The sequence below is a fragment of the Ferruginibacter sp. genome, assembly GCF_014377975.1.
Classification (GTDB): domain Bacteria; phylum Bacteroidota; class Bacteroidia; order Chitinophagales; family Chitinophagaceae; genus Ferruginibacter.
This window is the reverse complement of the sequence record NZ_JACMOO010000343.1, coordinates 21,082-35,009: the sequence shown is the minus strand read 5'-3', so window position 1 is coordinate 35,009 and position 13,928 is coordinate 21,082. Positions and strand designations below refer to the sequence as shown.

The following is a 13,928-nucleotide window of genomic DNA, read 5'->3' as shown; positions in this document are numbered from 1 at the left end:
CCTCCAAGTGCCCCATCATAATACCTTGGCTTTTTATCGCCAATTCTTTTCATTACCTTATCATCAAACCCCTCCCAATAACCTTTATATGCTGTTCCGCCATGCTGTCCATTAATAAAGATGACGAGTTTCCCATCAGGGTCTTTTGCCTGGATAGGTGTATTTAATGCAAAAGCAAAAGGGCTGGAAAAAGGGTATTTTATTTGTAAAGGGTCAACACCGAGCCATCTTCCTAAACGGGGGTCTAAAATCCTTGCACCAAAATCATAAGCATTCCCTTCTCCATAAACTTCGTCTGATTTCTCCTTGCCGTTGAAGCCGTATCGGTACGAATCAGTACAAGCCTGGTACTTCCTGCCCGTCATAGTCAAAGTGCCCCGTACCTACTGAACCCCAAAAAAGCTACAAGCATTTCTACCTGTAGCTTTTTTATCAATTAAAAAATAATATCACCTTGCAATATTTACTGCCCTTTTCTCTCTGATCACGGTAACTTTTATTTGTCCTGGAAAGGTCATTTCAGTTTGTATCTTTTGTGCTATCTCAAAACTTAGTTTGTCGCTATCGCTATCACTTACTTTATCTGCTTCTACAATTACACGTAACTCTCTGCCAGCCTGTATTGCATAAGCTTTTTCAACGCCCTGGTAAGCTTGTGCTAAATTTTCAAGGTCCTTTATACGTTGAATGTACTGCTGCATAATTTCCCTTCTTGCACCCGGTCTTGCGCCACTAATTGCATCGCAAGCTTGTATTATGGGAGAAATTACATATTGCATTTCCATTTCATCGTGGTGAGCTCCAATGGCATTTACTACCGCCGGGTTTTCACCATATTTTTCAGCTAGTTTGGCGCCCAATAACGCATGGCTCAATTCTGTTTCTTCATCGGGTACCTTGCCAATATCATGCAATAAACCGGCACGTTTAGCTAATTTAGGATTCATGCCCAGCTCAGCCGCCATGATAGAACATAAATTAGCGGTTTCGCGACTGTGCATTAACAGGTTTTGCCCGTAGGATGAACGGAAGCGCATGCGCCCTACCATTCTTACCAATTCCTTATGCAGACCATGCACGCCCAGTTCCATGGCCGTACGTTCGCCTATTTCCATTACCTGGTCATCTAACTGTTTTTTGGTTTTTTCTACCACTTCCTCAATACGGGCAGGGTGAATACGGCCATCGGCTACCAGCCGCTGTAATGATAAACGGGCAATTTCTCTGCGCAACGGATCAAAAGATGATAACACGATGGCTTCAGGAGTATCATCAACAATCAAATCTACGCCTGTAGCGGCTTCGATGGCCCTAATATTGCGGCCTTCCCGGCCAATGATGGAGCCTTTTATTTCGTCACTTTCCAGGTTAAATACGGTAATAGAATTTTCAATAGCCTGCTCTGCAGCCGTACGCTGAATGGTTTGAATTACAATTTTGCGGGCCTCTTTATTGGCTTTTAATTTTGCCTCTTCAATAATTTCCTGCTGTATTACCAATGCCTTTGTGTGTGCTTCCTGTTTAAGACTTTCAATCAATTGAGCTTTTGCATCTTCCGCAGATAATCCTGCCACTTTTTCCAGGCGGCGGATATGTTCTTCCTGGTGTTTTTCCAGTTCGGTGCGTTTGGAATTTACGACTTCTATCTGCCTGTTAAGCGTTTCTTTTATGGCTTCGTTTTCTTTTACCTGCTTTTCAAGATTGCCTTCTTTTTGGTTAATGCCTTGTTCTTTTTGTTTAATACGATTTTCTGCATCTATAATTTTTTGATTGCGCTGCATCACGTCTTTTTCATGCGTTGCTTTCATTTGCACAAACTTCTCCTTGGCATCCAGTTCCTTTTCTTTCTTTAAATTTTCGGCTGTAAATTCAGCTTCTTTTAAAATTAATTTTGATTGCTGTTCAGCTTCTTCTACTTGTTTTTTGGTATTTTTGGCAAAGATGATTTTGCCCAGTACAGTGCCGGTAACTAAGGCTGCTGCACCAACGATGACGTAAATTATGGTTGGTTCCATTGATAATTTTTTGTTTTAAAACGGTTCACAATCTGATATATACTTCTGTGCCCATAACTGGTAAGGCAAAAAGATAGTCAGCGAAGATAATGATTTTTTGCAGAGTTGGAGAGTGCTTAAAGGCGTTATTTAAGTAATTTACAATGCTTTATCAATGGCCAACTCCATTTTTAACAAAGCATCTGTTACTTCTTTTTCCAGTACCGGGTTACTGTCTGTGTTTGCAAGTGTGGCATACCATATCATTACCATGGCTATATAATCCTGCATGTCTTTACCACCAAACTGGGTTTTAAATTCTATTATTTTATCGTTAACGGTTTTTAAGGTGCGGCGGATCACTTCTTCGTCTTTTGCAAGCGTTTTTATGCGGTAGGTTCTATCGCCAATTACAATATTGATGGGAATGAGTTCTGACATATTTCTATTCACTTAATAAACCGATACATTTATCAATTTCTTTAATGTATTGATTGATCTGTTTTTCAAATACCTTTTTATCCTGCTCGTCCATTTGCCCAATGGATGATTTTAAAATACTTACCTGCTGTTCCAGCTGGTTTATTTTTTCCATTTCCTGTTCCCTTGCAGATTGAAGGTTTGTTACAGTCAACCGCAGCTTTTCATTTTCTTTTTGCAAAAACTGGTATTGCTTCAGCAATTGCTGCAGTTTATGGTTTATCCTGCTGATATATTCTTCTATTGCTGCCATAATTATTGTTGAAAAATTATAACATTTTCGTGCCGCTTGTTAAAATACGGCCTATTTCCTTATTTCTGCCTGCAATTCTTTTTCATAACAGGTAATAATCCTGTTCATCATTCCATCAATATCCTTATCTGTCATAGTCTTTTCTTCATCCAAAAAAGTAAAACTAATGGCCATCGATTTTTTATTAGCACCCAGTTTGTCACTTTCAAAAACATCAAACAAGTTAACGGAAGTTAATTTATTTAATCTGGCAGCCAAGGTTGCTTTTTCTACCTGCTCATATTTAAGCGCTTTATCTACCACAATTGAAAGATCGCGTTGTACTGCAGGAAATTTTGAAATCTCTTTGAAAGATATTTTGTGCGATTTGTTCAATAGTATTATTTTATCCCAATCAATATCCAGGCATAAAACGGGTTGTTTAATATCAAAACGTTCCAGCACTTTTTTATTTACTAATCCAATAGTGGCTATCATATCATTATTTATGGATGCTTTCACGCAGCTATCCAACTTATCATTCACCTCCCTTGTGTAAGTAGTTATGGCAAGGCCCAGCAAGGTTGTAATTTTTTCACAGATTGCTTTTGCAAAATAGAAATCAGCTTTTTCTCCCTTGCCTTTCCATCCGTCTTCATTTTTTTTACCTGTAATATAAATACTAATGTGTTGCTGCTCACTATATTTTCCTATACCATTTGTATGATAGGTTTTACCAAATTCAAAGAGTTGCAGGTTACTGTTGCGGCGGTTTAAATTGTAGGCAATACTTTCCAGCCCTGTTTCCATCATTTGGGGTCTTAGCACATTTAGGTCCGCACTCAGGCTGTTGATCATTTTTACAGTAGATTCCAAAACCGCTTCACTGTAATAAGCTGCGTTGGTAATACTGTTGGTAAAAATTTCATTGAAACCTGTGGCTGCAAGGTAAGCAGCAACCTTTTCTTTATATGCGGCTTCCTGAGCAAGCGTTTCAACAGCAGGCGAAATACTGATTACTGCTGGAATTTCTACATTGTCCAGTCCATCAATCCGCATGATCTCTTCCACAATATCCGCAGGGATACTGATATCTGGCTTACTAAACGGAACGGCTACACGAATATCATCTAACCCTTCTTTAATGATCTCAAATCCAAGTCCGGTTAAAATATTTTTAATGGTATCGCCATGATAATTTTTACCGCTTAATTTTTTTAAATAATGGTATTTTATGGCTACTTCGGTTTTGTGTTTTGGATTAGGATAAATGTCGGTAATATCTGAAGCTATTTCGCCACCGGCAATTTCCTTTATCATCACCGCAGCCCTTTTCAGCACATTTACCGTATTACTTATATCAACTCCTTTCTCAAAACGGGTGGCTGCATCCGTACGCAATCCATGCCGGAAAGACGTTGTGCGAATACTAGCCGGGTTAAACCAGGCACTTTCTAAAAAGATATTTTTTGTGGCCGTTGTAACACCACTTTGTACGCCTCCATACACACCTGCTATGCACATGGCTTCTGTTTCATTGCAAATCACCAGGTCTTCTGCTGATAATTTCCTTTCTTTATTATCCAATGTTGTAAAAGGAGTGCCCCCCGGCAAATTTTTTATAATTACTTTATTACCGGTAATCATATCCGCATCAAAAGCATGTAAGGGCTGTCCCGTTTCATGCAAAATAAAATTAGTAATATCCACTATATTATTGATGGGCCGCAGACCAATGCTTTTTAATTTTTGCTGTAACCATTTGGGGCTTTCTGCAATAGTAATACCCCGTATGCTTACCCCGGCATACCGTTCGCACGCAGCGCTATTCTCAATAATAACCTCCACCGGTAATCCCTGTTTATCTGGTTTAAAAGTATTTTTAAAAGGAGATTTTACCTGGGTATTTTTTTTTGTATGATGTGTTGACCATGCACAAACATCCTTCGCTACGCCAAGATGACTCATAGCATCCATCCGGTTGGGTGTAAGTCCTATCTCAAAAATAATGTCGGTATATGTTCCAAAATAAGCAGCAGCGGCAATACCCACTTTAGTGTCGGCGGGTAAAACAAGTATACCGGCATGGTTATCATTTAACCCAATTTCGTCTTCGGCGCAAATCATACCATAACTTTCCAGCCCACGAATTTTTGCTTTTTTCATTGTCATTGGTTCACCATTAAACGGATAGATGGTTGCGCCAACCATTGCTACCACTACTTTTTGGCCTACCGCTACATTTGGTGCGCCGCATACAATCTGTAATGTAGTGTCTGTACCAATATCAACTTTGGTAAGGCTTAATTTATCCGCATCGGGATGTTTGGTGCATTCCAATATCTCACCGGTTACCAATCCTTCCAGACCACCTTTTAATTCCTCGTATTTTTCCATGCTCTCCACTTCCAGTCCTATCGAAGTAAGAATTTTACTTAATTTTTCCGGTTCTATTTTTTCCGGTAAGTATTCGCTAAGCCAGTTGTAACTAATAGTCATTGATAAATGATTAATTATTGAGATTCGCAAAGATAGCAATTGACAGTTAAGGATGAAATAAGGGATGGATTGTATTAAAAAACCAGCCTAAAAAAATTACTCATTCATGCTTAATAAAACAAGTAAAAAAAAACTTACCCTCGGTGAAGAAAAATAAAAGTGAGGGCAACGGTATGTTAATAAATTGTTACGCAACGCGGCTGCATTTGATTTTTAGCTGTTAATAAACCTGTGTATAAGCCGTTAATAAGCTATTTTTGTATGTGAATTTGCTGTGGAAAATCAACATAAAAAGTTGGTGACATTATAATGTGGATAACGGTAAGGAAATTGACTTTATCTTAGCCGCCCTGCAATATTTTTTTGGTTAGAGAACAAAAAAATATAAAATGGAAGTATCAGTTGTTATCAGGTTTTCAAATTTGGCAACACTATCTGATTCAACAAAACGACGTATCAAAATCAACCTTACCAATTACGATTAATTAGAACAAAAAAATGGAGTTGACTAACCTGAATAAAGATAGAAAAGTGAGAAGAAAACCTTCCCTGGACATGGGAAATATGGTTTTTGGAAAAGTACCTCCTCAGTCGAAAGATTTGGAAGAGGCTGTTCTTGGAGCCATTATGCTCGAAAAAAGTGCATTTGATACAGTGATAGAAATTTTAAAAGCGGAATGTTTTTATGTTGAAGCCAATCAGCGGATTTTTAAATCAATGATTTCATTGGCACAAAAAAGTATGCCGATAGATTTGCTGACTGTGGTGGAAGAATTAAAATTTAAAGAAGAGCTGGACCTGGTAGGAGGGCCGTATTATGTATCAAAATTAACCAATGCAGTTGTTTCTTCGGCCAATATTGAAGCCCACTCCAGAATTGTACTGCAGAAATTTATACAACGGGAACTGATTAGAATCAGCGGTGAAATAATTGGCGATGCTTATGAAGACAGCACCGACGTATTTGATTTGCTGGATGACGCAGAAAGTAAATTGTTTGAAATAACGAACAGCCATCTGCGTAAAAATTTCGATGATATCAATACGGTGCTGGTAAAAACCATTCAGCGCATTGAGGATATGCGTAACCGGGATGAAGACCTCACCGGTGTTCCCAGTGGCTTTCCATCGCTTGATAAATTAACGTATGGCTGGCAGCCAACTGATCTTATTGTATTGGCAGCAAGACCTTCCGTTGGTAAAACTGCCTTTGCGCTGAACCTTGCCCGCACTGCCGCATTGCATCCCACAAAGCCAACAGCAGTGGCATTTTTTAGTTTAGAAATGAGTGCAGGCCAGTTGGTACAACGTATTTTAAGTGCTGAAAGTGGAATATGGCTGGAGAAAATAAACCGTGGTAAACTGGAGGAGCACGAAATGAAACAATTGTACAAGCAGGGAATTGAACGCCTTAGCAACGCCCCAATTTTTATTGACGATACTGCAGCCTTAAATATTTTTGAGTTAAGGGCTAAATGCCGCAGACTAAAAAACAAACACAATCTTGGTTTGATCATTATAGATTACCTGCAATTGATGAGTGGTGGCGGCAACAATAAAAATGGCAACAGGGAGCAGGAAATCAGCAGTATTTCAAGAGATTTGAAAGGGTTGGCCAAAGAGTTACAAGTACCCATTATTGCATTAAGTCAGTTAAGCCGGGAAGTAGAAAAAAGAAAGGAAGGTGCTAAAATTCCGCAGTTGAGTGATTTACGTGAATCAGGTGCCATTGAACAGGATGCGGATATGGTAATGTTTTTATACCGCCCCGAATACTATGATATTACCGCTAATGAACATGGCGAAAGTAACAAGGGCGAAACCTATGTAAAGATTGCCAAACACAGAAACGGTAGCCTTGATACCATTAAGTTAAGAGCCTTACTGCATATTCAAAAATTTGTGGAAGATAATGAGGGTGGTGATGATTTTGGCGGGGGCATTCCGGGGGGTAATTTCAGGCCGGTTAAAAGTGATGATGATGGCGGCGCAAAATTATATATCCAGAAAGGTAGTAAAATGAATGATGGGGCATTTGATGACGATGCACCTTTTTAATACATAATTTTTTAATGGATAATGAATAATTATACGGAAAACCCAATGGCTACAGCCGGTAATTTTTAATTTAAATTTACAGAAAAAGTAAACTATGCAACCAATAGCCACATCAATAAAACAAAAACTGCACTAAACACCTGATAGCATTGATGACGAAAAAGTATTGGAAGCCTTTGACACCATTCCGGGCAGTTACAGAAATGTTGCCAAAGATTAGGTATTATCTGATGGAGACTTGAAGGAATTGAAAAAAGGGGGCTGGCCAAACTGCAGGTAGAAACACAAGCTGCAGTCTGGATGAATATTAAAAATAATGAACGAAAAATATAAATATTGAATCCATTATTGCGGATGATGTAAGATTAGTTTTTTTTGAAATGATTGAATGGTATATTCTTATAACACGAAAAACTTTAGAAGAGCTATTTTAAAATACTTTTCTTAGCTCAATATTTTAAGGTCAAAGAAAAATAAATTGTTGTTTATTCATTTATCTGCAGTGGAAGAAACCCTGAGTTAATCAACAAAAAAATTAGCTAAATGGCACTTCCTTTTTTTTATACACAAGAAATTAAACCAGGGGCAACGCAATTTTTTTTAGGCGAAGAAACATCCAAACATGCAGTACAGGTTTTGCGTATGCAAAACGGCGAAGAATTATTGTTAACCGATGGAAAGGGTAATTTATTTACCACGGAGATCATTGACCATAACCGAAAGAAATGCGCCGTTAAGATATTATCTGAAACTGTTATGTCGCCTCCGGCAAAAAAAATCACTATTGCTATTTCATTGATAAAAAACAGCACCCGTTTTGAATGGTTTCTTGAAAAGGCTACAGAAATTGGTGTAACCGAAATTATCCCTTTGTTATGCAGCCGTACAGAAAAGCAATTTTTCAGGCACGACAGAATGAAAAACATACTGGTCAGCGCTATGTTACAATCTCAGCAATGTTGGTTGCCTTTACTACACGAGGCTACAAAATTTATGGAGCTTGTTAATCAATCAACCGTTCATCAAAAAATTATTGCGCACTGCGAAGAAGGGGTAAAGAAGCAACTTCACCAACACATTAACTCATCAGCACATCAGTTAGTTTGTATTGGTCCGGAAGGAGATTTTACCCCGGATGAAATAGCCGCAGCGATACAAAATAATTTTTTACCGGTTGCATTAGGAAATACCAGGTTAAGAACAGAAACTGCCGGAGTTGTAGCCGCGGCCCTTCTTTGCAGCCATTAATGCAATTGCAGAGTAATTATTAACTTGCGTGATGCAACACACTGCTGTGAGTTAGTGTTGGTTTGTTTAGTTCTGCCACACGGCGTTTCTTTTGTCTTTTCAACAGGGTCATATTTGGTATCTCTACTAAAAAAGAAAATGCCATTTCACAATAAATATAATTTTTTAAATGTAGTTCATGTGCTTTATCTGCATTCCATCCTTTCATCAGCAGCGATAAACCAATCATTACTAAAAACGACAAGGCCAGTATTTTCAGCGAAGGATATTTATTATATCAGAAAAATTTTTGGAGCTGAATAAAAGCAAAATAAACATAGCTATTTTACCGGTACCATCAAAATGTCAACATGATCGGCAGTGACTGCTGCGGTGATGATGCTGTCAAACGAAAATACCATATCAATCAACATGATCTGTGTAACCGCTTTACCCATGGTAAGTGTCAGCTTATTACCGTTCTGGTAACTGTCCTCTTCACCCTCCAGTTTATGATGTATTTCCATTACCGTTTTGTAAATTAAAAATGGTCCCCCGGCCAACAGTACAAGGCTTGCAAGATCAAATAATTTATAAAATATTGTAAAAAACAACTTTGCCTCCTTGGATTAGCAACCAGCCAGGTGCCAACAGGAATAAACTGCGGATAATGATACCCGTTATCATCCAGATCCTTCGGACAGTTTTTTCTTTTTCCGGCGGTAAACGGTTTATGATAATGCTACTAACTATTACAATATCAATACCCAAAACAATTTGATAAAATCATCATAAAAAAAACCGACAATACTTTGAGAAATAAATAAATATTCCGTATAAAATTTACTACGTAAATCTATTACAAGGCTTTGCAAATATTTGTTACAATAGCAGGGCCTTCATAAATAAAACCTGTCCAGACCTGCACCAGTGAAGCACCAGCTTGTATATTTTCTTTCGCATCAGCACCTGTAAAAATTCCGCCGCTGGCAATGATGGGTATTTGCCCGTTTGTTTTATAATACAGATAATTTACCAGTTCTATACATCGTTGTTTTAATGGCAGACCGCTTAACCCACCTGCTCCAATCTCATTTAAAATGGCTTTGTTTGTAAAAAGCGCCGAGCGGTCAATAGTGGTATTGGCAGCTACCAGGCCTTCCAGTTTAATTTCCAGTGCAAGTTCAATTACATCATCAATCTGGCTAATGGTAAGATCTGGCGAAATTTTTAATAATATGGGCTTTGGATTTTCCTTTGTACGATTAAGCTGTTGCAGATTTTGCAAAATTTTTGATAAGGCATCTTTTTCCTGTAATTCTCTCAGGCCAAGCGTATTAGGGCTGCTTACATTTACCACAAAATAATCAACATAATCATGCAAGGCAGTAAAGCAAATTTCATAATCTTTCCAGGCATCTTCATTAGGCGTAATTTTATTTTTACCAATATTTCCACCAATAACCAGTTTATGATTACCATTTGATAGCTGATTGTTTGATAGCCGGCTGTCAACTTTCAACCGCCAACTCTTCAAATTTTGTGCAACTGCTTCCACCCCATCGTTGTTAAACCCCATCCGGTTAATCATTGCTTTGTCTCTTTGTAAACGAAATAACCTTAGCTTATCGTTTCCCGGCTGTGGCAGTGGTGTTACTGTTCCTATTTCTATAAAACCAAAACCCAGGGCTTCCAATTCATTAAGGTACAAGGCATTCTTGTCAAAGCCGGCACCAAGCCCAACAGGATTTTTGAAGGAAATATTCCCCAGCTTAAACCTGTTACTGGTAAAGGGAGGAGGGGTAAATTTTTTCGCAATCAATTTTTTTAAAAAGCCAATTTTACAAATCAATTTAAGGGCATTCATAGAAAAATAATGAACCTTTTCCGGATCAAATAAAAATAAAAAAGAGCGTAATAATCTATACATATAGCAGTAAAAGTACAGCAGTGTTTTCAATTTTTCGTTTTGATATAGAAATTATAACTTTGGTTTATAAAGTTGCATAAACAACTATTTAAAATTTGCGTATCGATAATCAAACAACAAATTAAATTTAATAAAATGCAGGAAGCATATATTATAGCAGGATACAGAACTGCCATCACCAAAAGTAAAAAAGGTGGGTTTAGGTTTACAAGGCCAGATGACCTTGCCATTGATGTTATAAAAGGATTACTGGCCAGCGTACCACAATTGGACGTTAAAAGAGTAGATGATGTAGTGGTGGGAAATGCTGTACCCGAGGCGGAACAAGGCTTACAGATAGGCAGGATGATCTCCGCAAAGGCTGTCGGCATTCATGCGCCGGGAATTACAATCAACCGGTATTGCGCCAGCGGGCTGGAAAGCATTGCGATGGCTACCGCCAAAATAAGAAGCGGTATGGCGGAATGTATTATTGCCGGTGGCGTGGAAAGTATGAGTATGGTACCCACAGCCGGCTGGAAAACATCTCCGTCTTTTTCCATCGCATCTGAAGAACCTGATTTTTATTTAAGCATGGGTTTAACGGCCGAAGCGGTTGCAAAAGAATACAACGTTAGCCGGGAAGACCAGGATGTATTTAGTTATAACAGTCATTTAAAAGCGGGTAATGCCATTAAAAATGGTTTCTTTAAATCGGGGATTCTTCCCATTAACGTGGCGGAAGTTTACTTAGATGCAAATGGTAAAAAACAGCAACGGAATTTTTTGGTAGATACAGATGAAGGAGTACGTGCCGATACTACCCCCGAAGGACTGGCCAAATTAAAACCTGCTTTTGCAGCGGGAGGATGTATTACGGCAGGTAATTCTTCTCAAACCAGTGATGGTGCTGCATTTGTAATTGTTATGAGTGAAAGAATGATTAACGAACTGGGTTTAAAACCCATTGCCCGTTTGGTAAATTGCGCCAGTGCGGGGGTACATCCACGCATTATGGGTATTGGCCCGGTTGAAGCAATTCCTAAAGTTTTAAAACAGGCAGGAATGAATTTAACCGATATTGATTTGATTGAATTGAATGAAGCCTTTGCAAGTCAGTCGCTGGCTGTTATACGCCAGTTGGATTTAAATCCTGAAAAGGTAAATATCAACGGAGGGGCAATTGCATTGGGCCACCCGCTGGGCTGTACAGGTTGCAAGCTTACCATTCAGTTAGTGAATGATATGAAAAGATTGAATAAAAAGTATGGGATTGTATCGGCCTGCGTTGGCGGAGGGCAGGGCATTGCAGGCATCATTGAAAGTATTGAGTAGCTGTTTTTATTCTGTTGTTTATGTTAAAAAAAATACTAACCAAGGCAGGATTTTACAACTTAACAATCAATCTCAATTTAAAATTAAATGTGGCCAAGAGGTTTTTGTGCATCTGTCATTCGTGAACTGGCAACTATTCCATTTAGTTCTAAGGTGAATAAATATCATTAAAATTCATCTCAACATGTAACTGCGAATGACTGCCATAGCTTTTTTATTTTTAACAGGCTACGAGGCAGTGTGTAGCTGCATCTGATGGCTGTCGGATGACAGCCTCTCCTCTTAGCCGATCGAATCATTCTTAGACAAGGTTGGGGTTCCCGCCAACCACAAGATGGCAGATGAAAATTCTATTCTTAGACAGCTTCTAAGAAGTAGTGTGTTGCAGCATCTGATGGCTATCGGATGACAACCTGTCCGCTACTGCGGATCGTATTATTTAACTTTTTCATTTTCAATTTGGCTTCAACTTTCTTCAAAAACACATTTAATATTTATATTTAAATATTAATCCCGGCCGGTGTTTCTTCAAAAGATAACCAACGGATAACAATCATAAGTTATTAATTTTGCAAAAAGCCAACCTTAGCGGCTATTTTACAATCTTTATTATCAAAAATAACCATGGGTTTTAAAAAAACAGTTCTATCGCTGTCAATTTTTGTACTGTTTTCAGGATGTGCTTTTGCACAAAATTTTGATATTGATCTTTTAAAAAAAATCAACGGCAACGAAAGTAATTTTAAAAACAATTATTTTAAAGCTACTGCACAAAGTGTTTTTGTTTTTAATATTGCTGCACCTATAAGTGTTTTTACTGCAGGGTTAATTAATCATGACAAGCAGTTGCAAAAAGATGCCATCTATATGGCAGGTGGTTTTATAGCCTCAGCAATTGTTACGCAGGGCCTTAAAAGCATTATAAAAAGAGACAGACCTTTTGTAACATATAGTTATATAATAAAAAGGGATGCGGGTGGCGGTTACTCGATGCCATCGGGCCACACATCTGGTGCGTTTTGTACTGCCACATCTTTAAGTTTGCTTTTTCCAAAATGGTATGTAATAGCTCCCTGCTATTTATACGCAGCTTCTGTTGGTTATGCAAGAATGTACCAGGGCGTTCATTACCCAACAGATGTATTGGCAGGTGCCGTTGTTGGTGCTGGCAGTGCCTGGCTTGCTTACAAAGCAGAAAAATGGATACATAAAAAACATACAACACACAAAACACCAGCAACGGTTTTATTATGATAAAAAAATTTATAGCGCTGCTATTTATTATGAGTCCGGTAATTGTTTTTGCAAATGCCAGCATTGATAGTTTGCCTGCTTTAGCAGACAGTGCTGCACCTTCGGCTAAACAAAAAATTTATTACGAAAAAAACGGCGACTCCTTTACGTGTAATAAGCCCAAAACGTTTGATTTTTTAACCCACATTCCCGGTGATGCTGTTGGTTATACAAAGCAATCTTTTCAAAAACAAAATTTGTATAAACTGGGGATTATTGCGGCATCCACAGCGGTGCTGATAATTTTTGACCAACAAATTACGGATGGGGTACAAAGTTTTGCACGATACAATGGCATAAGTGCCACCGAAGATTTTACTCCGATAGTTACGGTGAAGTTATTTGGTAAAAAAACCAACCTGGGTAAAATGCCCCACAATGTAAATACAGCGTTTTATAATTTGGGTCAGGGATCTTCAGTTGTCTTGATGGCGGCGGGTTTTTTAATTGCCGGAAAAATTAAACACGATAACCGGGCATTGCAAACAGCCAGCCAGTTAGGTGAATCATTTTTAGCGCTGGGCCTCGGTACACAACTAATGAAATATGGAACGGGCAGGGAAAATCCTTCTGCAGCAAGTATTCCTGGCGGCAGGTGGCGGCCTTTCCCTTCCATGAAAGATTTTCAAAATAACAAAACAAAATATGATGCTTTTCCTTCGGGCCATTTAGCAACTTTTGTGAGTGCTGTTACCATCATTTCTCAAAACTACCCAACCGTAAAATGGGTAAAGCCTTTGGGCTACACTATTTCGGCATTGCTAAGTTTTGCTATGATGAATAATGGGGTACATTGGGCCAGCGATTTTCCAATGGGATTTGCACTGGGCTATGGTTTTGGTAAATTCATCACGAAAAAAAATCACATCCGGCTAACCTCAGCAATGTAAGTTGGGTATAT

The 13,928-nt window shown here is 38.5% G+C and carries 13 protein-coding genes; 5 read left to right on the top strand and 8 right to left on the bottom strand.

Annotation, left to right across the window (positions count from 1 at the left end; all coding sequences use genetic code 11):
* From H7254_RS16935 to pheT, 5 genes are all read right to left on the bottom strand, one after another.
* Window positions 1–365, bottom strand: a 365-nt coding sequence (locus tag H7254_RS16935; RefSeq protein WP_301934093.1) for an RHS repeat-associated core domain-containing protein, incomplete at its 3' end; no start/stop codon positions are given.
* 84 nt (window positions 366–449) lie between these two features.
* On the bottom strand, window positions 450–2,015 hold the full coding sequence (gene rny, locus H7254_RS16930; protein ID WP_301924295.1) for a ribonuclease Y: 1,566 nt from the start codon (window positions 2,013–2,015) through the stop codon (window positions 450–452).
* Window positions 2,016–2,153: 138 nt separating this feature from the next.
* Window positions 2,154–2,435 (bottom strand): cell division protein ZapA, encoded by a 282-nt coding sequence (locus H7254_RS16925; protein ID WP_301934092.1) that lies wholly within the window; start codon window positions 2,433–2,435, stop codon window positions 2,154–2,156.
* A 4-nt stretch (window positions 2,436–2,439) separates the two neighbouring features.
* The gene (locus H7254_RS16920; RefSeq protein ID WP_301934091.1) at window positions 2,440–2,727 is read right to left on the bottom strand and encodes a hypothetical protein; all 288 of its coding nucleotides are present in this window, start codon (window positions 2,725–2,727) and stop codon (window positions 2,440–2,442) included.
* A 51-nt stretch (window positions 2,728–2,778) separates the two neighbouring features.
* A complete protein-coding gene (gene pheT, locus H7254_RS16915; protein WP_301934090.1) occupies window positions 2,779–5,205 on the bottom strand; it encodes a phenylalanine--tRNA ligase subunit beta in 2,427 nt (808 codons plus the stop codon).
* Between the two features lie 498 nt (window positions 5,206–5,703).
* Between pheT and dnaB the strand changes: the two genes are divergently transcribed.
* Entirely contained in the window at window positions 5,704–7,263 is a 1,560-nt protein-coding gene (gene dnaB / locus H7254_RS16910; protein WP_301934089.1) for a replicative DNA helicase, read from the top strand.
* Between the two features lie 543 nt (window positions 7,264–7,806).
* Window positions 7,807–8,511 (top strand): 16S rRNA (uracil(1498)-N(3))-methyltransferase, encoded by a 705-nt coding sequence (locus tag H7254_RS16905; protein WP_301934088.1) that lies wholly within the window; start codon window positions 7,807–7,809, stop codon window positions 8,509–8,511.
* A 19-nt stretch (window positions 8,512–8,530) separates the two neighbouring features.
* Here H7254_RS16905 and H7254_RS16900 read toward each other — a convergent pair whose 3' ends face one another.
* The 3 genes from H7254_RS16900 to H7254_RS16890 all read right to left on the bottom strand — a co-directional run bounded on the left by H7254_RS16900 (window position 8,531) and on the right by H7254_RS16890 (window position 10,420).
* Window positions 8,531–8,755 (bottom strand): hypothetical protein, encoded by a 225-nt coding sequence (locus tag H7254_RS16900; RefSeq protein ID WP_301934087.1) that lies wholly within the window; start codon window positions 8,753–8,755, stop codon window positions 8,531–8,533.
* Between the two features lie 76 nt (window positions 8,756–8,831).
* Window positions 8,832–9,104, bottom strand: a complete 273-nt coding sequence (locus H7254_RS16895) for a hypothetical protein (protein ID WP_301934086.1) — start codon at window positions 9,102–9,104, stop codon at window positions 8,832–8,834.
* 245 nt (window positions 9,105–9,349) lie between these two features.
* A complete protein-coding gene (locus H7254_RS16890; RefSeq protein ID WP_301934085.1) occupies window positions 9,350–10,420 on the bottom strand; it encodes a quinone-dependent dihydroorotate dehydrogenase in 1,071 nt (356 codons plus the stop codon).
* Between the two features lie 135 nt (window positions 10,421–10,555).
* On the opposite strand from H7254_RS16890, the gene H7254_RS16885 reads away from it, so the two are divergent.
* The 3 genes from H7254_RS16885 to H7254_RS16875 all read left to right on the top strand — a co-directional run bounded on the left by H7254_RS16885 (window position 10,556) and on the right by H7254_RS16875 (window position 13,917).
* A complete protein-coding gene (locus H7254_RS16885) occupies window positions 10,556–11,734 on the top strand; it encodes an acetyl-CoA C-acyltransferase (protein ID WP_301934084.1) in 1,179 nt (392 codons plus the stop codon).
* Window positions 11,735–12,358: 624 nt separating this feature from the next.
* Window positions 12,359–12,988 carry a phosphatase PAP2 family protein gene (locus H7254_RS16880; RefSeq protein WP_301934083.1) on the top strand — a complete coding sequence of 210 codons (630 nt, stop codon included), beginning with the start codon at window positions 12,359–12,361 and terminating at the stop codon, window positions 12,986–12,988.
* Window positions 12,985–13,917 (top strand): phosphatase PAP2 family protein, encoded by a 933-nt coding sequence (locus tag H7254_RS16875; protein WP_301934082.1) that lies wholly within the window; start codon window positions 12,985–12,987, stop codon window positions 13,915–13,917. Before H7254_RS16880 ends, H7254_RS16875 begins: the two co-directional genes overlap by 4 nt.
* Window positions 13,918–13,928: the final 11 nt, after the last annotated feature.